Source organism: Arthrobacter dokdonellae, assembly GCF_003268655.1.
Classification (GTDB): Bacteria; Actinomycetota; Actinomycetes; order Actinomycetales; family Micrococcaceae; genus Specibacter; species Specibacter dokdonellae.
Genome location: NZ_CP029642.1, coordinates 910,747 through 928,153 on the forward strand (window position 1 = coordinate 910,747; position 17,407 = coordinate 928,153).

Annotated in this window: 14 protein-coding genes; 1 reads left to right on the plus strand and 13 read right to left on the minus strand. The window is 68.3% G+C overall.

From position 1 onward, the window contains the following. The first annotated feature begins 48 nt into the window (after positions 1-48). On the plus strand, positions 49-1,947 hold the full coding sequence (locus tag DMB86_RS04160; RefSeq protein ID WP_113716677.1) for an FAD-binding monooxygenase: 1,899 nt from the start codon (positions 49-51) through the stop codon (positions 1,945-1,947). A 123-nt stretch (positions 1,948-2,070) separates the two neighbouring features. Here DMB86_RS04160 and DMB86_RS04165 read toward each other — a convergent pair whose 3' ends face one another. The 13 genes from DMB86_RS04165 to DMB86_RS04225 all read right to left on the minus strand — a co-directional run bounded on the left by DMB86_RS04165 (position 2,071) and on the right by DMB86_RS04225 (position 17,364). Next, the gene (locus tag DMB86_RS04165; protein WP_227878591.1) at positions 2,071-2,952 is read right to left on the minus strand and encodes an aldo/keto reductase; all 882 of its coding nucleotides are present in this window, start codon (positions 2,950-2,952) and stop codon (positions 2,071-2,073) included. 155 nt (positions 2,953-3,107) lie between these two features. Continuing rightward, on the minus strand, positions 3,108-3,398 hold the full coding sequence (locus DMB86_RS04170) for an antibiotic biosynthesis monooxygenase family protein (protein ID WP_113716679.1): 291 nt from the start codon (positions 3,396-3,398) through the stop codon (positions 3,108-3,110). Positions 3,399-3,528: 130 nt separating this feature from the next. Beyond that, positions 3,529-5,007 (minus strand): NAD-dependent succinate-semialdehyde dehydrogenase, encoded by a 1,479-nt coding sequence (locus tag DMB86_RS04175; protein WP_113716680.1) that lies wholly within the window; start codon positions 5,005-5,007, stop codon positions 3,529-3,531. A 112-nt stretch (positions 5,008-5,119) separates the two neighbouring features. After that, positions 5,120-5,935 (minus strand): HpcH/HpaI aldolase family protein, encoded by an 816-nt coding sequence (locus DMB86_RS04180; protein WP_171814362.1) that lies wholly within the window; start codon positions 5,933-5,935, stop codon positions 5,120-5,122. Beyond that, complete coding sequence (gene hpaH / locus DMB86_RS04185) at positions 5,920-6,705, minus strand: 2-oxo-hept-4-ene-1,7-dioate hydratase (RefSeq protein ID WP_113716681.1); 786 nt, start codon at positions 6,703-6,705, stop codon at positions 5,920-5,922. The genes DMB86_RS04180 and hpaH overlap by 16 nt, the downstream gene beginning before the upstream one ends. Before the next feature lie 217 nt (positions 6,706-6,922). Beyond that, positions 6,923-7,996 carry a 3,4-dihydroxyphenylacetate 2,3-dioxygenase gene (gene hpaD / locus DMB86_RS04190; protein ID WP_113716682.1) on the minus strand — a complete coding sequence of 358 codons (1,074 nt, stop codon included), beginning with the start codon at positions 7,994-7,996 and terminating at the stop codon, positions 6,923-6,925. A gap of 27 nt (positions 7,997-8,023) precedes the next feature. Beyond that, positions 8,024-9,529, minus strand: coding sequence for a 5-carboxymethyl-2-hydroxymuconate semialdehyde dehydrogenase (gene hpaE / locus DMB86_RS04195; RefSeq protein WP_113716683.1), 1,506 nt, complete (start codon positions 9,527-9,529; stop codon positions 8,024-8,026). Between the two features lie 40 nt (positions 9,530-9,569). Then, positions 9,570-10,286: a GntR family transcriptional regulator gene (locus DMB86_RS04200; RefSeq protein ID WP_113719331.1), complete on the minus strand. Its 717-nt coding sequence runs from the start codon at positions 10,284-10,286 to the stop codon at positions 9,570-9,572. Beyond that, the gene (locus tag DMB86_RS04205) at positions 10,283-11,755 is read right to left on the minus strand and encodes a fumarylacetoacetate hydrolase family protein (protein WP_113716684.1); all 1,473 of its coding nucleotides are present in this window, start codon (positions 11,753-11,755) and stop codon (positions 10,283-10,285) included. The genes DMB86_RS04200 and DMB86_RS04205 overlap by 4 nt, the downstream gene beginning before the upstream one ends. A gap of 296 nt (positions 11,756-12,051) precedes the next feature. Continuing rightward, positions 12,052-12,765, minus strand: a complete 714-nt coding sequence (locus DMB86_RS04210) for an IclR family transcriptional regulator (RefSeq protein ID WP_113716685.1) — start codon at positions 12,763-12,765, stop codon at positions 12,052-12,054. Between the two features lie 244 nt (positions 12,766-13,009). Beyond that, complete coding sequence (locus tag DMB86_RS04215) at positions 13,010-14,512, minus strand: APC family permease (protein WP_113716686.1); 1,503 nt, start codon at positions 14,510-14,512, stop codon at positions 13,010-13,012. Between the two features lie 288 nt (positions 14,513-14,800). Next, on the minus strand, positions 14,801-16,210 hold the full coding sequence (locus DMB86_RS04220; RefSeq protein ID WP_113716687.1) for an aldehyde dehydrogenase family protein: 1,410 nt from the start codon (positions 16,208-16,210) through the stop codon (positions 14,801-14,803). Positions 16,211-16,386: 176 nt separating this feature from the next. After that, positions 16,387-17,364 carry an AraC-like ligand-binding domain-containing protein gene (locus tag DMB86_RS04225; protein WP_113716688.1) on the minus strand — a complete coding sequence of 326 codons (978 nt, stop codon included), beginning with the start codon at positions 17,362-17,364 and terminating at the stop codon, positions 16,387-16,389. Positions 17,365-17,407: the final 43 nt, after the last annotated feature.

The window sequence follows — 17,407 nt, forward strand, 5'->3', positions numbered from 1 at the left end:
TTTGAATGGTGGTGAACACGCCGCCCACGATGAAGTGAGGAGATACTTGTGCAGTTCCACCACCACGGCTATGTTTCCGGTGACCCGCGTATCCAGCCCGCGGCGGGGACCGGCATCGACCGGCCCGAGCAGCTTCCGGATGAAGTGGATGTGCTCATCGTGGGTTCCGGCCCGGCGGGAATGCTGGCCGCCGCCCAGCTGGCCCAGTTTCCAGACATCACCACCCGCATCGTCGAACGCCGCGGCGGGCGGCTGGAGATCGGCCAGGCTGACGGGATCCAGGCCCGCAGCGTGGAAACGTTCCAGGCCTTCGGCTTTGCCGAGCGGATCATTGCCGAGGCCTACCGGATCACCGAAATGGCCTTCTGGCGCCCCGACACCGAAAATCCACACAATATTGTCCGCGGCGGCCGCGCCGTCGACGACGCCACCGGCATCAGCGAGTTCCCGCACCTCATCGTCAATCAGGCCCGGGTCCTGGACTACTTTGCCGAGGTGGCCGCCCATGCGCCCACCCGGACAACCCCCGACTACGGATGGGAATTCCGTGCCCTGGACGTGGCGGACGGCGGCGACCATCCCGTCACGGTCACGCTGGTCCGCAGTGCCGGCCCCGACGCGGGCACGGAGCGCACGGTCCGCGCCAAGTACGTGGTGGGCTGCGACGGCGCCCGCAGCAGCGTCCGCGCCTCGATCGGCTGCACCATGGCCGGCGACAAGGCCAACCACGCCTGGGGCGTCATGGACGTGCTGGCCCGCACCGACTTCCCGGACATCCGCACCAAGTGCGCCATCCAGTCGCACGACGGCGGGTCCATCCTCCTGATCCCGCGCGAGGGAGGGCACCTCTTCCGCATGTACGTCGACCTCGGCGTGGTGCCGGACGATGACAACGGCGCCGTGCGCAACACCCCGATGGAGCAGATCATCGCCAAGGCCAACCAGATCCTCCACCCCTACACGCTGGACGTGCGCAACATCGCCTGGCACAGCGTGTACGAGGTGGGCCACCGCCTTACGGACAGGTTCGACGACGTCGTCCCCGAACAGCTCGGCTCCCGCACGCCCCGCGTCTTCATCACCGGCGACGCCTGCCACACCCACAGCGCCAAGGCCGGTCAGGGCATGAACGTGTCCATGCAGGACGGCTTTAACATCGCCTGGAAGCTTGGCCACGTCCTGGAGGGCCGCAGCCCGGCATCCCTGCTGGCCACCTACTCGGCCGAACGCCAGGTGGTGGCCAAGAACCTCATCGACTTCGACAAGACGTGGTCGACCATGATGGCCAAGAAGCCCGAGGAATTCGACGACCCGGCGGAGCTCGAGGACTTCTACGTGCGCACCGCGGAGTTCCCGGCCGGCTTCATGACCGAGTACGCGCCGTCGCTGATCACGGGGGCCGCCACGCACCAGGGGCTGGCCACGGGCTTCCCGGTCGGCAAGCGCTTCAAGTCGGCCATGGTGTCCCGCGTGTGCGACACCAACCCGATGCACCTGGGCCACCATGCCACGGCGGACGGCCGGTGGCGCATCTACGTCTTCGCCGACCGGTCCCCGGCCGGTGCCGCCTCGCCCGTCGCCGACTTCGCACAGTGGCTTTCCACCGCGCCGGACTCGCCGCTGGCGGCCACGCCGGAGGGGCTCGACGCCGACGCCTGGTTTGATGTGAAGGTCATCTACCAGCAGCCCCATGAGGACATCGACATCAACGCCGTGCCCGCGGACTTCAAGCCCTTCGTGGGGCCGTTTGAGCTCACCGACTACGAAAAGGTCTACGGGACGGTTCCGGGGGATGACATCTTCGAGGTCCGCGGGCTGAGCCGCGACGGCGTGGTCGTCGTCGTCCGCCCCGACCAGTACGTGGCCAACATTTTGCCGCTCACGGCCACCGCGGAACTCGCCGAATTCTTCGCGCGGATCCTGAACACGCGGCAGGCGGCCCGCTAGCCGCGTGCGGGCGGTCCCCTGCGGCCCACCCCGGACCGGGTCCCGGGCCGGGGTGGGCCGCGAGTTTGGGCATGCCGTTCCCCGCCTGCGCCGGCGGCTGTCCGCGCAGGCGGGTCCAGGGGGCTACTGCTGCGTGGATGCCCGCCGGTATTCGGCACGCCCTGCCGCGTCCAGTTCGTCGAACGTTTCCCGGTCCAGGCGCAGCGCCGCGGCGCCGAGGTTCTCTTCCAGGTGCCTGACGGAGGACGTGCCCGGAATCGGGAGCATGGCGGGGGAGCGCTGCAGCAGCCAGGCGAGGGCCACCTGCGAAGCCGTGGCACCCAGCCGCTGCCCCGCCTCCTGCACCGTGCCGCCGGGCTCGGCCAGCCTCCCGGCGGAAATCGGGGCCCACGGGATGAACGCAATGCCGTTTGCCTCCGCGTAGTCCAGCACGTCTTCGGAGGAGCGGTCGGTGAGGTTGTACCGGTTTTGCACGCTCGCCACCGTGAAATACCCGGCCGCGGTTTTCAGTTCCGCCACCGAAACCTGCGAGAGTCCAAGGGCCCTGACCTTGCCTTCGTCCTGCAGCGCGCGCATGGTCCCGAATTGCTCTTCCACCGGCACCTTGGTGTCGATGCGGTGCAGCTGGAACAGGTCCAGGGCCTCCACCTTGAGTTTGCGCAGGCTCAGCTCGACCTGTTGGCGCAGGTATTCGGCCCTGCCGAGGGGAACCCACTTGTGGGGCGCGGGCCGCGCCTGGCCGGCCTTGGTGGCAATGCGCAACCCCGCGGGGTAGGGGTGCAGCGCCTCGGCGATGATGCGTTCGGACACGTCTGGGCCGTAGGAGTCCGCAGTGTCAATGAAATCGACGCCCAGTTCGACGGCCCGCCGGACCGTGGCGACGGCTGCGGCATGGTCGGCGGGTTCGCCCCAAACGCCTTCCCCGGTAATCCGCATGGCGCCGTACCCCAGCCGCTGGACAGTCCCAAGATCCTTGATGTCGATGGTGGCCGCTGCATGTTCCATGTTCTGCGTCATATTCGGGCCAACCGGCGCCGTGCTGGCAATATTCCGGGAATTGCCGTGAACCTGCGCATCGTTGGCAGCGTGGCGTGCGCCACTTCAGAAGTGGCGCGGCGTTGGAGCTGAACGGTGCGCCGGTTCACGGGGCCGTGCCGGGCTTAGCCCAGGTCGACGACGTCGAACTCGAGCAGGTCCATGCCGCTGGCCACCGGCGCCTGGGCGGCGTGGTCATGGCCGGCCCGCTGGGCACGCCAGTTCTCAAAATCCTCCCGGGTGGCCCACTGCGTGTAGACGAAGTAGCGCTCCTCCCCGGCGACGGGGCGCAGCAGCTGGAAGCCCTCGAATCCGGGGGAGCCGTCCACGGAATGCTTGCGGGCCGCGAAACGCGCCTCCAGTTCGGAACCGGCCTCGACGGGGACCTTGAGTGCGTTAATGACGACGATGGACATGGGTGCTCCTTCCGGGCCCGGAACGGCCGGGCCGCCTGTCCCTCCACGCTAGCGCACTGCGCGCCACAGCAGTGCGGTCCCCAGCCATCAGGCCGGGGACCGCACTGCGGGGCTGGAAGCTGAGGCCTGCTTACGCGTACGGGTCGGCGATGCCGATGTACTGCGTGCTGGTGTATTCGGCAATGCCTTCCGAGCCGCCCTCGCGGCCCAGGCCCGAGTGCTTGACGCCGCCAAACGGTGCGGCCGCGTTGGAGATGACACCGGCGTTGAAGCCGACCATGCCAAATTCCAGCTGCTCGCTGACCCGCAGGAGGCGGGAGAAGTCCCGCGTGTACAGGTACGCGGCCAGGCCGTATTCGGTGGAATTGGCGCTCCGGATGGCGTCGTCCTCGTCGGTGAACGTGGTCACGGGGGCCACGGGGCCGAAGATCTCCTGCGCCAGGATGGCGGCACCGTTGGGCACGTTGCCCAGGACGGTCGGCTGGTAAAAGTACCCGTCGCCTGCCACGACGTCACCGCCGGCCAGGACGGTGGCTCCCTCGGCGACGGCGGCCGTCACCAGTGCGTGGATGCCGGCGCGCGCCTTTTCCTCGATCATGGGTCCGACGTCGGTCCCGGCCTCCGTGCCGCGGCCCACCGTGAGTGCCCCGATGCGGGCGGCAAGCTTGGCGGTGAACTCCCCGGCCACGGACTCGTGGACCAGGAAACGGTTCGCCGCGGTGCAGGCTTCGCCCATGTTGCGCATCTTCGCGGCCATGGCGCCGTCCACCGCCTTGTCCAGGTCGGCGTCGTCGAACACGATGAAGGGGGCGTTGCCGCCCAGTTCCATGGAAGTACGCAGCACGTTGTGGGTGGCGTCGGCCATGAGCTGCTTGCCCACCGCAGTGGAGCCGGTGAAGGAGACCTTGCGCAGGCGCGAGTCCTTCAGCAGGGGCCCGGAGATGGCCGCGGCGCTGGAGCCGGAGACCACGTTCAGGACGCCGTCGGGCAGTCCGGCCTCCTGCATGACCTGCGCAAACAGCTGCGCGGTCAGCGGCGTGAGCTTGGCGGGCTTGAGCACCATGGTGCAGCCCGCGGCGACGGCGGGTCCCACCTTGCGCGTGGCCATCGCCAGCGGGAAGTTCCATGGCGTGATCAGCAGGCACGGGCCCACGGGCTTGTGCTGGACCAGGATCTTGTTTTTGCCTTCCGGCGTGGTCACGTACCGGCCGTAATCGCGCACGGCCTCCTCCGAATACCAGCGCAGGAACTCCGCCCCGTAGGCGACCTCGCCGCGGGCCTCCGCCAGCGGCTTGCCCATTTCCAGCGTCATCAGCAGGGCGAAGTCCTCCGCCCGTTCGGTGACGAGTTCAAAGGCCTTGCGCAGGATCTCGCCGCGCACACGCGGGGCTGTCCGGGCCCAGCCGGCCTGCGCCGCGGCCGCCGCGTCGAGGGCGGCGAGCGCGTCCTCGCTGCCGCCGTCGGCGATGGCGGCCAGGACCCGGCCGGTGGCTGGATCGTGGACGTCCAGGGTGCGCCCGCCGGCGGCGTCGCGCCACTGGCCATTGATGAGCAGCCCGGTAGGGACGGAGGCGAGCAGCTCGGATTCGCGGTCAACTGTGATGGTCATGCAGGTGCTCCTTGAGACGTTGTGTTGTTGAGGTTCGAGATAACCACCTCTCCGGCGCCCCCAGGGCGCCGCCCAGAGGTGGTTATCTCGAACCTCAACAACGGGGGAGGGGTCAGTAGCTGGCGGGGGTTTCGGCAGGCCCACCCAGCGGCGGCAGATAGCGGGCGGCCAGGGCTTCGCTGCCGCGGGCCAGCATCGCCACGTCCGCACCGACGAGGATGAAGTCCACGCCGGCCGCCAGGTAGCGGTGCGCGGTGGCCTCGGCAAAGGCGTTCACGCCCACCGGCTTGCCGGCCGCCTTGGCGACCTTGATGCAATGCTCGACGGCGGCCACGACGTCCGGGTGTTCCTGCTGTCCCAGCACGCCCATGGACGCGGCGAGGTCGGACGGGCCGATGAACACGGCGTCGATCCCGTCCACGGCCGCGATCTCCGCCGCGTTGTCCACGGCCTCGCGCGACTCGATCTGGACGATCACGGTGATGGTGTCCGAGGCCCGCGCCAGGTAGTCCGGGATGCGGTTCCAGCGGGCCGACCGGGCGAGGGCCGAGCCCACGCCGCGGACCCCGCGCGGCGGGTAGTGGGCCGCGGACACCGCGGCAGCAGCGTCGTCGGCCGTATGGACCATGGGGATCAGCAGCGACTGTACCCCCAGGTCCAGGTACTGCTTGATGAGCACGGTGTCGTTGGCGGGCGGGCGCACCACGGCCTTCACCGGGTAGCCGTGGACGGCCTGCAGCTGGGCAAGGATCCCTTCCAGACCGTTGGGGCTGTGCTCGGCGTCGATCAGCAGCCAGTCCAGCCCGGCCCCGGCGCAGATCTCGGCCACCAGCGGGCTGCCGGAACACACCCACATGCCGGCCAAGGGTCGGGCGGCAGCCGCCAGGGCGTCCTTGAAGGATGTCTCCGCGGTTACGCGAATTGGCATGTGATGGTCCCCAGCTTTCCGTAGTCCGCAAAAACGGTGTCCCCTTCATTGACCCACAGGGGGCGGGTGAAGGAGCCGGCCAGGATGAGCTCGCCGGCCTTGAGCGAGTCGCCGTGCGGGGCGATCTTGTTGGCCAGCCAGGACACGCCCTGCGCCGGGTGGTTCAGCACGCCGGCCGCCACGCCGGTCTCCTCGATGGTCTGGTTCTTGAACAGGATGGCGGAGACCCAGCGCAGGTCCAGGGCATCCGGCTTGACCGGAGTGCCGCCCACCACCATGGCGCCCATCGCGGCGTTGTCGCTGATGGTGTCCACGATGGTCCTGCCCTCCATCTCAATTCGTGAATCGAGGATTTCCAGCGCCGGCACCACATATTCAGTGGCGCGCAGCACGTCGAAGAGGGTGGCATCCGGGCCGCTGATGTCCTTCTTGAGCAGGAACGCCAGTTCCACCTCAATGCGCGGGTGTGAGTACTGCTTCCACTCCACCGTGCAGCCGTTCTCCAGGATCATGTCCTTGAAGATGATCCCGTAGTCGGGCTCCGTGATGCCCGTGGCGTACTGCATCGCCTTGGACGTCAGGCCGATCTTGTGCCCGCCCAGCACCCGCCCGGCAGCCTCGCCGCGCTGGCGCCACAGGCTTTGCACGCGGTAGGAGTCTTCCACCGTCATGTCCGGGTGGCGCCGGGTCAGGCGGGGAACCGGCACGCGGCTCCGGCCGGCCTCCACGAGTTCGTCGGCAATCGATGCAATGGTGTCGTCATCAAGCATGTTTGGTCTCCTCAGTATCGAAAGTCGGGTGCCGGCGCCCTGACCGCCTCCGCCGGCGGGGCATTTACCCGCCGCCCGCTTCGCGGGTGCCCGAAAGGTAGTTGCCGCGGGGCCCCATTCGAGCTTGCGAGACTGGGGAAGGCAACTACCGCACTCCCGCGGGCAAAATGCCCCGCCGGCTCCGTGCGGTCAGCGCGCAGGAGTCGGCGGTTGTGCGTCAGAGCTGGTTGCCCATCTTGAAACCGCGCTCCTCGTTGGGCTCACGGGTGTAGGAGAATCCGTCCGCGCCTACGGTGACGGCCATTTCGGAGGATTCGGTCCGCTTGATGACGGGCTGCGGGTTGCCGTCCAGGTCCAGGACCAGGGAGGCCTCGGTGTACCAGGACGGGACCACGGGGTTCCCCCACCAGTCGCGGCGCTGGTTGTCGTGGACGTCCCAGGTGACCGTGGGGTTGTCCGGGTCCCCGGTGTAGTAGTCCTGCGTGTAGATCTCCACCCGGTGGTCGTCCGGGTCCAGGATGTACAGGTAGAAGGCGTTGGAGACGCCGTGGCGGCCGGGGCCGCGCTCGATCCGGTCGGAGATGCGCAGCGCGCCCATCTTGTCGCAGATCTGGATGATGTTGTGCTTCTCGTGCGTGGCGAAGGCGATGTGGTGCATGCGGGGGCCGTCTCCGCCGGTCAGGGCGGTGTCGTGCACGGTCTGCTTGCGGTGCATCCAGGCGGCGTAGGTGACGCCGTCGGAGTCCTTGATGTCCTCGGAGACGCGGAAGCCCAGGTCCTCGAGGTACTTGCGGCCGCGGGGGACATCGGGGGTGACCTGGTTGAAGTGGTCCAGGCGGACCAGCTCGCCCGCCGTGTAGAGGTCGTAGCGCTGGGTGAGGCGCTCCACATGGGTGGTTTCGTAAAAGAATTCGTAGGGGAAGCCCAACGGGTCCTCCACGCGGACGGCGTCGCCGATGCCCTTGACGAAGCCGTCCTTGCGGCGTTCGGTGCGGCAGCCCAGCTCCTTGTAGTAGGCCTCGGCGGCGTCCACCTCGGCGGGGGACTTCACCCGGAAGGCGGCGGCGGCGATGGCGGCCACGGGGCCCTGGCGCAGCACCAGGTTGTGGTGGATGAACTCCTCCAAGGAGCGCAGGTAGATGGTGTTTTCATCTTCCTCGGTGACGTGCAGGCCCAGCACGTCCACGTAGAACGCGCGGGATCTGGCCAGGTCGGTGACGACCATTTCCATGTAGGCGCAGCGGACGATGTCCGGTGCGGGGACGGAGGGTGTGGGGATGAAGTCGGTCATGGGGAACTCCTCGATGAGTAAGTGTGGTCAGTTGGTGGCGGAAGCGCCGAATTTGGGGGTGTGGACGCTGCCAAGCGTGATGTGCACGGCCTGCTGGTCGGTGTAGAAGTCGATCGAGCGGAAGCCGCCCTCGTGGCCCAGGCCGGAGGCCTTGACCCCGCCGAACGGGGTGCGCAGGTCGCGGACGTTGTGGCTGTTCAGCCACACCATGCCGGCCTCGACGTTCTGGGCGAAGTTGTGTGCCCGGGTGAGGTTCTGCGTCCAGATGTAGGCGGCCAGGCCATACTTGACGCCGTTCGCCAAGGTGAGCGCCTCGTCGTCGTTCTCAAAGGGCGTGATGGCCACAACGGGGCCGAAGATCTCCTCCTGGAAGATCCGCGCGTCGGGCTTCACGTCGGCGAACACGGTCGGGGCCACGTAGTTGCCGTGCTCCAGCCCTTCGGGGCGCCCGCCGCCGGCCAGCAGCCGGCCCTCGGACTTGCCGATCTCCACGTAGGACATGACCTTGTTGTAGTGCTCGGGATGGACCAGCGCGCCCACCTCGGTCTTGGGGTCGTGGGGGTCGCCGACGACGATGTTCTTGGCCCGGGCGGCGTACTTTTCGCAGAATTCGTCGTAGATGCTGCGCTCCACGAGAATGCGGGAGCCGGCCGTGCAGCGCTCGCCGTTGAGGGAGAAGACGCCGAACAGGGCGGAGTCGATCGCGGCGTCGAGGTCGGCGTCGGCGAAGACCACGCAGGGGCTCTTGCCGCCGAGTTCCATGGACAGGCCCTTGAGGGACGTGGCGGCGTTGCGGAAGATGGTCTGCCCGGTGGTGGTCTCGCCGGTGAAGGAGATCAGCGGCACGTCCGGGTGTTTGACGAGGGCGTCGCCGGCGTCCTCGCCGAGGCCGTTGACGAGGTTGAACACGCCGTGCGGGAGGCCGGCCTCTTCAAAGATGGTGGCCCAGAGCGAGGCCGAGAGGGGGGTGAACTCGGCGGGCTTGAGCACCACGGTGCAGCCGGAGGCGAGCGCGGGGGCCAGCTTCCAGGACTCGAGCATGAACGGCGTGTTCCAGGGCGTAATGAGGCCAGCGACGCCGATCGGCTTGCGGTTGACGTAGTTGATCTGGGAGCCGGGGACCTTCATGGCGTCGTCAAACTGGGCCACGATCAGGTCCGCGAAGAAGCGGAAGTTCTCGGCAGCGCGCAGCGCCTGGCCGCGGGCCTGGGTGATGGGCAGGCCGGAGTCGAAGGTCTCCAGCTCGGCCAGCCGGGCCTCCTGGGCCTCGACGGCGTCGGCGATCTTGTTCAGGACGCGGGCGCGCTCGCGCGGCTTCATGCGCGGCCACGGGCCGTCGGTGAATGCCGTGGTGGCGGCGGCGACGGCGAGGTCGATGTCCGCCTTCTGCCCGGCCGCGGCCGTGGCGTAGGTGCTGTTGGAGACGGGGTCCAGGACGTCAAAGGTCTCGCCGCCGACGGAATCGACAAATTTGCCGTCGATGTAGTGCTGGATGTGCGTGGGCAGGTTCTCCGGAAGGTAGTGCTCAGCCATTGAGAATGTCCTTTTCTTCGGGTGTTCGGGTGGGGGTCTGTCAGTACGTGGGCGTCAGCGGGGCGTGTGCCCGCTGGTCGGGGCTGCTGCGGGCCAGATAGGCGTCCAGGGTGGCGCCGCGGTGGGCGCGCGCCGCGCGTTCCACGGTTTCGGCGTCCGCGCCGCCTTCGAGCAGGTTCAGCAATGCCTCGTGTTCAGCCACGGATTCCCGGGCGCGGCCCGGGACGTAGTTGAAGGTGGAGGAGCGCAGTGCCTGCAGCCGGTTCCAGCCGCGGTGGACCAGGTCCAGGATGTGCGGGTTGGGGCAGTTTTCAAACAGGACGCTGTGGAAGTCCAGGTTCAGCGCCGTGAAGCGGACGGGGTCAAAATGCTCCAGGCACTCGCGCATGGCCGCGTTGACGGCCCTGGCCCGGACGATGTCCTCCGGCGTGATCAGGGGGGCGGAGAGGGCGGTGGCCGCCCCCTCCACAATGCTGAGCGTCTGCATCGTGTACAGGTACTCGGTGGGGTCGATTCCCGCGACTGTGGCGCCCACGTTGCGCTCGAAGGTGACGAAGCTTTCGGCCTCCAGGCGGCGGATGGCCTCGCGGACGGGCACCACGCTGAAGCCGAGGTCCTCGGCCAGCTTGGCCAGCACCAGCCGGTAGCCCGGCGTGTATTCGCCGCCGAGGATTTTCTCCTTGATGGCGGCGTAGGCGCGCTCCGACTTGCTGCCAGCCGTCTCGCCTGGCCGGTTCCCGGCCGCGGGCGTGGTCACGGCTGCGCCGCGGGGTTCGGATGCGTGAGCGCCCACTCGGCGAACTTCGCCTTCCAGGCCGCGTTCATCGGGTAGAGGCCGTCCACGCCGTGGCCCTCCGCGACCATCTCCGCAATGAACGTCTCCTCGTGCTCCTGGGCGATGGCGTCGTCGGCCACTTCCTCCGCCAACGACGGCGGGATCACCAGCAGGCCGTCCGAGTCGCCGACGATGACGTCCCCGGGCTGGACGGTGGCGCCGCCGCAGGAGATGGTCAGGTCGGTGTCCCACGGAATGTGCTTGCGGCCCAGCACGGCGGGGTGGGCGCCGGTGTAGAAGGTGGGCATGTCCAGCGCCGCCACGGCGGCCACGTCTCGCACGCCGCCGTCGGTCACGATGGCCGCTGCCCCGTTGATTTGGGCGCGCAGGGCCAGGATGTCCCCGACGGTGCCGGTGCCGGGTTCGCCGCGGGCCTCCATGACGAGGACGTCGCCGTCGTTCAAGGTGTTGATGATGCGCTTTTGGGCGTTATAGCCGCCCCCGTGGACCTTGAACAGGTCCTCCCGGTTGGGCACGTAACGCAGCGTGCGGGCGGTGCCGGCGATCCGCAGCTCCGGCCGGGTCGACTTCAGGCCGTCGATGCTGACATTGTTCAGGCCGCGCTTGCGAAGCTGGGAGCTGAGCGTGGCGGTGCCGACGCTGGTCAGCTTGCGCTTGAGCTCGGCGCTCAGGCCCTTCGGGGCCAGTCCGGCGGCCTCGGCGGAGCCCCACGCGTCCTCGCGGTCGGCGTCGGTGGCTTTCGGCACGTTGCCAAACTCCGCCAGCTCCCCGGTGCCCTGGACGACGGCGGTGCGCAGCCGCCCGGTGGTGAGCCCGGACTCCGGGGCGTCGACCTCAACCTCGATGACGTCGCCCGGGACAGCAACTGAAGATCCGGCCGGGGTGCCGGTGAGGATGATGTCGCCCGGTTCGAGGGTCATCAGCTGGGACAGGTCCGCCACGATCTGGCGGAACGGGAAGATCAGGCCTTTGGTGGTGTCATCCTGGACGAGCTGGCCATTGACCCAGGTGCGCACGCGCAGGGCGGAGGGATCGACGTCGGCCGCGGGGATCAGGGCCGGGCCGAAGGGGGTGAAGCCGTCGCCGGACTTCGACCGGACGTTGGAGCCCTTGTCCGCGTACTTGAGGTCGTAGACGCCGAGATCGTTGCTGGCGGTGACGTGCCCGACGTGCTGCCAGGCATCGTCCGGGCTGACGCGGCGCGCCGCCGTGCCGATGACCAGGGCGATCTCACCCTCGTAGGCGAGCAGCTCGCAGCCGGCCGGGCGCTCAATCTCCGAGCCGCTCAGGCTCAGGGAGGACGACGCCTTCAGGAAGTAGGACGGCTTGGCAGGGGTGCGCCCGCGCTGGTCGGCCCGGGACTGGTACGCCAGATGAACGGCGATGACCTTGCCGGCCTGCTTGAGCGTGGCTGCGGTGACTTGTTCCACGGAACACTCCTGTGATGGGTTTGCTGTGCGGGCCCTTGCCTGCGGCCCCGATATCAAGTACGAAATCGTATACGATTATCCTAGCGTGGTGGCCTCGGTCACGTCAAGCCCCCGCAGCGGTCGTTTTCGGAGCCGCCGCTGGAGCGCATCGGCCCTTGCGGTGATTGAAAATGCAGCTGATGCGGTTTGGTGGCCAATTTAAGCGCATCTGCTGCCGTTTCGATCTGGATCCGGGCCGGCGCAGCGCATCTGCTGCAGTTTCGATCCTGATCCGGGGCGGCGCCAGTCGCCAGGGACTATTGCAGCTGTCCTTCGATGGCGCGGGCGCTGGCGGCCAGCCGCGCGCCGATGGCGGCCGGATCCGCGCTGGGCCCGAGCGAGACCACGCAGATGGCCGCCGGCATGCCGCCGGGGATGTGGATGGGTGCGGCGATCGCGGCGACGCCGGGGAGGACCTCGTCGTGGCTGGTGGCGAATCCGGCCGTCCGGGCCGCGCGTGCTTCGGGCCGGTAGGGCAGGCCGGGTGCCAGCCGCTCCCAGGCGTCTTCGCTGATGGCGGACTGGATGGCAATGCCGGGCGCGCCGGAACTGAAGGAGTGGCGCGTGCCCGGGCGTTGGGCCAGCGTGGCACCGGAATGACGCGGCTCCACTGTCAGGAGGGTGACGGAATCGCGGTGGTCCCACACGGCAATAAACGCCGTCATGGACAGTTCGTTGGCCAGTTCGGTCAGTTCAGGCAGTGACGCCGTCTGGAGGTCGCGGTTGACACCCCGGGCGAGCGCCGCCAGCCCGGGGCCAGCCTGGACGCGGCCGGCGTCGTCCCGCATCAAGAGCGAGTGGTCCTCCAGCGTGCGCAGGATACGGTAGGCGATGGAGCGGTGCACGCCCAGCGCCTCGGAGAGCTCGGCGATCGTCAGGGGGGACTGGGCCTCGGCCAGGATCTCCAACGCCCGGATGCCGCGGGAGAGGGTCTGGGAGTGGGCGGGTACTTTCGCCGGGCGGCTGTCCATTGCGTCTGTGCTCACGTCATCTTCCTGTCCAGCGGCCTGCAGGCGGTCGCGGCATGCGGTGCGGTCTACACGCCGATACCTGCGCGGGCCTCGTTGTTGTGGTTGCCCTCACAATCAATTTATCCCATATTAGGACACGTGGTTCGGATATCGAACTCTGCCTCGAGCGGCAGGCGCGGCCGGTCTCACAACGGAAGGGCGTCCCGGCGGATGCCGGGACGCCCAGAAGCGCGTGCCGAAGCCCTCAGTCGGAGGTGTCCGGCGCCCCGCCGAAGCCGATTCCCCGGTAAATCTCCGGGCGGTCGCGCTTCAGCCGCAAGCCCCAGAAGAGGCCGGCAATGCCCGGCACCACCACCAGCGCCGGCAGAATGACCGAAAGCGGGGAAAAGCCTTCGGTTCCGATCAGCACATTGAAGTTCACCACGATCAGCACAAACACCGCGCCCAGGCTCAGCGTGGCCAGGGCGGGCGCCACCAGCCGGGTCCACAGGGAATACCCGGCCGCGTGCTTGCGGAAGTAGCCAATGACGGCCACCGAGATCAGGACCAGCAGCAGCACGAGGCCGAAGGCCGCCGTGTTGGTCAGCCACGTGAAGAAGGTCAGGACCGGGTACAGCTCGCCGAGCGATGAACCAATCCCGGCGACGGCAAACACTGCCAGCATGACCAAGGCCAGCGCGGACTGGGTCAGCGAACCGGCGACAGGGGCGTGCCGGGCATTGACACGGGCAAACCCGCGCGGCAACACGCTTTCGCGGCCCAGCGAGAACACATACCGGGCCACCGCGTTGTGGAACGCGATCAGGGCCGCCAGCAGGCTCGTGATGAACAGCACCTGGGCGATGTCGGAGACAATCACCTCGCCATGGCCGGACAGGAAGACAAACAACAGGTCCGGACCAAATTTCTGCGACTCGGCGATGATCTTGCCGGGACCGGTGCCGATGGTCATGGCCCAGCCGGAGAATGCGTAGAACAGGGAGATGATGCCCACGGCAATGTACGTGGCGCGGGCGATGGACCGGGCCGGGTCCTTTGCTTCCTCGCTGTAGATGGCGGCCGACTCAAATCCCATGAAGGCCGCCATGCTGAACGCCAGTGCGGCGCCAACGCCGGCCGTGAACAAGTTCGACGGCGCCAAACCAGCACCGCTGACACCTTCCGGACTCACTGCGAAGGCGACCAGGTCGAAAACGATGACCGCCACGAACTCCAGCCCCACGAGGATGCCGATGATCTTGGCGGACAGGTCAACCTTGTTGATGCCCAGCCAGCCGACAATGACGAAGCCCACCAGTGCCGTGACCCACCAGGGGACGTTGAGCCCCAGCTTGGCATTGACAAAGGACGCCGACGCAAAGCCGAAGAGGCCGTAGATGCCGATCTGCATCGCGTTGTAGGAGACAAGCGCCACCCAGGCCGCGGCCACCCCCGTGGCCCGGCCAATCCCCTGGGCAATATAGGCGTAAAACGCGCCGGCATTGCGGATGTGGGCGCTCATTGCCGCGTAGCCGACGGCGAAGAGGACCAGGCAGACGCCGAGGACGATGAACGACAGAGGGATGCCGACGTTTCCCGTGACCGCAAAGTTGCTGGGGATGCCGCCTGCAACCACCGTCAGCGGCGCCGAGGCGGCGATGATCATGAAGACGAGGGCGGGCACGCCGAGCGTGCGCTTGCTTAGGCCTTGGGTGTCCCCGTTGCCGGCGGCGGGGCCGGCGGACGGAAGGGTCTTTTCGTGTGACATTAAAACCTCCAGTGGGAGAATAAAGATACCTTCAGTGTGGCAGGTGTCACAGGGCGTGTCTTGTTGTTCGCGGCACCGCGATTGACTTCCAGTGCAGGCTTCCCGGCCCCGCCGCGAAAGCGCCAGCGGTGAAAACGTTGTCGAAGCGCAGGCCCGGGGGAGACGGGCAGGAAAGAGGACCGCAACCCCAGAATGTGGTCGCGGTCCCTCCCCGGCCTCCAAGCGCCCCCCGGCCTGCAAAGCCGCCGTCGGGGCCGTCCGGACCTCGGGCCCGCCGGCGGCGGCAGATCAGCCGGTGATGACCTGGGGCACGCCGAGGGCCTTGAGCCCCTCGACGCCAAATTCAAGTCCGTAGCCGGACTGCTTGGCGCCGCCGAAGGGAATGCGGGGGTCTACGGCACCGTGCTTGTTGATCCAGACCGTGCCGGCCTGGATGCGGGCGGCGACGGCGCGGGCCTGGGCCGGGTCGGAGGACCAGACGGAGGCGCCGAGACCGACGTCGAGCGCGTTGGCCATCTCCACCGCCTCGTCGACGGTGCTGTAGCGGATGATCGGCAGGGCGGGGCCGAACTGTTCCTCGGCCACGAGCGGGTTGCTGTTCTCGATGTCCGCGACCAGCGTGGTCGGGTAGAAGTAGCCTGGCTGGTCCGCCTGCGGATTTCCCCCGAGCAGGACGCGCGCCCCGGAGTCCCTGGCCGCGTCCACGAGCCGGGACACGATGTCGAACTGGGCCTTGTTTTGCAGGGGGCCGAGCAAATTGTTCTCGTCCAGGCCCACGCCCATGGGCATCGCGGTGGCGACTTTCGTGAGCGCCTCGCAGACGGCGTCGTAAATGTCGTCGTGGACGTAGAGGCGCTTGAGGGCGGCGCAGGTCTGGCCGGTGTTGATGAACGCGCCCCAGAACAGGTCCTCCGCGATGGCCGCCGGATCGGCGTCCGGGAGCACGATTCCGGCGTCGTTGCCGCCGAGCTCGAGGGTCAGGCGCTTGACCGTGCCGGCCGAGGACTTGATGATGGCCTTTCCGGTGGCGGTGGAACCGGTGAACATGATCTTGCCGATCGCGGGGTGTTCGGCCAGGCGGGCGCCGACGTCCCGGCCGCCGCAGACCACCGAGAGCAGGCCCTCGGGCAGTTCCTGGTTGATCACGCCGGCCAGCGCCAGCACGCTCAGCGGCGTGTATTCGGAGGGCTTGACGACGACGGCGTTGCCCATGCGCAGTGCCGGGGCGATCTGCCAGACGGTGATCATCATCGGCCAGTTCCACGGGCCGATCGCGCCGACGGTGCCGATGGGCCGGTAGTGGAGTTCGGCGTGCGTTTCGCCGTCGTCCACCACGGTCTCCGGAGCCAGTTCGGTGGCGGCAGTGGCGCGGAGCCAGGCGGCGCAGGCGCCCACCTCGAAGCGGGCGTTGGGGCCGTTGAGCGGCTTGCCCTGCTCGCGGGAGAGCAGCACGGCCAGGGCCTCGGCGGATCGTTCGACGGCGTCCGCCGCCCGCAGGAGCGCGGAGCTGCGGGCCGCGTGGCCGAGGGCTGCCCAGGCGGGCTGGGCGGCGGCGGCGGCAGCGACGGCGCGTTCCAGGTCCTCGACGGTGTGCACGGGGGCTTCCCCGACGGGCTCGCCCGTGGCCGGGTCGAGCAGGGTCCGTGTTGTCCCGGAGGCCGGTGCAATGGACGTGAGGATGTCAGCGTACGTTTCCATGAAAACTCCACTTCGAGTCGGTGGTGGGGGGGTGAAGGTCTAATGGCTCCAGTGTGCCGGGACGAACGTGTGCCGTCTTGTCTTTGAGCGTAGGACTGTTGACGGCCGGCGAACGGAGGCGACAGGGGGGTTGGAACCGCGCAGCGGCTCTCGGCCAGGGCCGCCGGGCGCGGCTTCTAGCCGCGGACGGGCCGGCGGTATCTGCTGGGCGGCTCGCCAAATGCGTCACGGAAGATGCGGCTGAAGTGTGCTGCGTCGACAAAGCCCCAGCGGGCCGCAATGGTGCTGACGGCCCGGTGGCCCTGCAGGGGATCGCGCAGTTCGCGCCGGCAGTTCTCCAGTCGCCGCGTGCGGATCCACTGCGCCACGGTGGTGCCCGCCTCCTGGAAGACATTGTGCAGGTGGCGGGTGGAGATGAAATGCGCCGCGGCAACGCCTGCCGGGGACAGCCCGGGATCGGCCAGGTTGGCCTCGATGAAGCGGCGGATCCGGCCCAGAAGTTCGGCGTGCGGATGTGCCGTGTTGTCCGGGCGCCGGTCAAGCTCGGAGGCGAACATGGTGCTGAGCAGGTCCACCGTGTTGTGGGCCAGCCGGTGCCCGCTGGGGCCGGAAAGGACCTCTAGATTTTCCGCCAGCTGGGTCATGAAGGGGCTGATCATCCGCCCCAGCCCTTCGTCGGCGGCCATCCGCGTGGCTGTCAGCCCGGCCACGGAACCGGCCGGCAGGTCCAGGGCGTCGTGCGGGAACATCAGGACCAGCGTGCGGAAATCGGATTCGAAGCCGAGCGTGTAGGGGCGGTGGGTGTCATAGACGGCCAGGTCCCCGGGGCGGAGGACGGCCTCACGGTTGTCCTGCACCAGGATCCCGGTGCCGGCCAGCTGGAGGTTGAGCTTGTAGTACAGCCTGTCCGATAGTGCGATCAGCGACGGGGTCCGGTGGACGCTGTGCCCCATGGCCGTGACCTCCACAATGGACAGTTCGTCCAGGAGGCGGGAGCGCAGCTGTCCGCGGAAGTGGTCGGGGTCGCCGGAGCGGACATACAGCGGCACGAATGATTCCGAGATGAGATCGTGCCAGGCGGAGAATGAATCGGCGACGGCGGTGTGGACTGCGTCGGCAATGTCGGGTGTGGAGGTGTCGAGGGAGGTGGTCATTGACAAAATTCCCTTGGAGCGAGGGCCGGTGTGGCGGGAGCGT

Excerpts from the sequence above, each read along its gene's own strand:
- DMB86_RS04165 (WP_227878591.1), bottom strand. The coding sequence starts at position 2,952 with ATGGAACATGCAGCGGCCACCATCGACATCAAGGATCTTGGGACTGTC.
- DMB86_RS04170 (WP_113716679.1), bottom strand. The coding sequence starts at position 3,398 with ATGTCCATCGTCGTCATTAACGCACTCAAGGTCCCCGTCGAGGCCGGT.
- DMB86_RS04175 (WP_113716680.1), bottom strand. The coding sequence starts at position 5,007 with ATGACCATCACAGTTGACCGCGAATCCGAGCTGCTCGCCTCCGTCCCT.
- DMB86_RS04180 (WP_171814362.1), bottom strand. The coding sequence starts at position 5,935 with ATGCCAATTCGCGTAACCGCGGAGACATCCTTCAAGGACGCCCTGGCG.
- hpaH (WP_113716681.1), bottom strand. The coding sequence starts at position 6,705 with ATGCTTGATGACGACACCATTGCATCGATTGCCGACGAACTCGTGGAG.
- hpaD (WP_113716682.1), bottom strand. The coding sequence starts at position 7,996 with ATGACCGACTTCATCCCCACACCCTCCGTCCCCGCACCGGACATCGTC.
- hpaE (WP_113716683.1), bottom strand. The coding sequence starts at position 9,529 with ATGGCTGAGCACTACCTTCCGGAGAACCTGCCCACGCACATCCAGCAC.
- DMB86_RS04210 (WP_113716685.1), bottom strand. The coding sequence starts at position 12,765 with ATGGACAGCCGCCCGGCGAAAGTACCCGCCCACTCCCAGACCCTCTCC.
- DMB86_RS04215 (WP_113716686.1), bottom strand. The coding sequence starts at position 14,512 with ATGTCACACGAAAAGACCCTTCCGTCCGCCGGCCCCGCCGCCGGCAAC.
- DMB86_RS04220 (WP_113716687.1), bottom strand. The coding sequence starts at position 16,210 with ATGGAAACGTACGCTGACATCCTCACGTCCATTGCACCGGCCTCCGGG.
- DMB86_RS04225 (WP_113716688.1), bottom strand. The coding sequence starts at position 17,364 with ATGACCACCTCCCTCGACACCTCCACACCCGACATTGCCGACGCAGTC.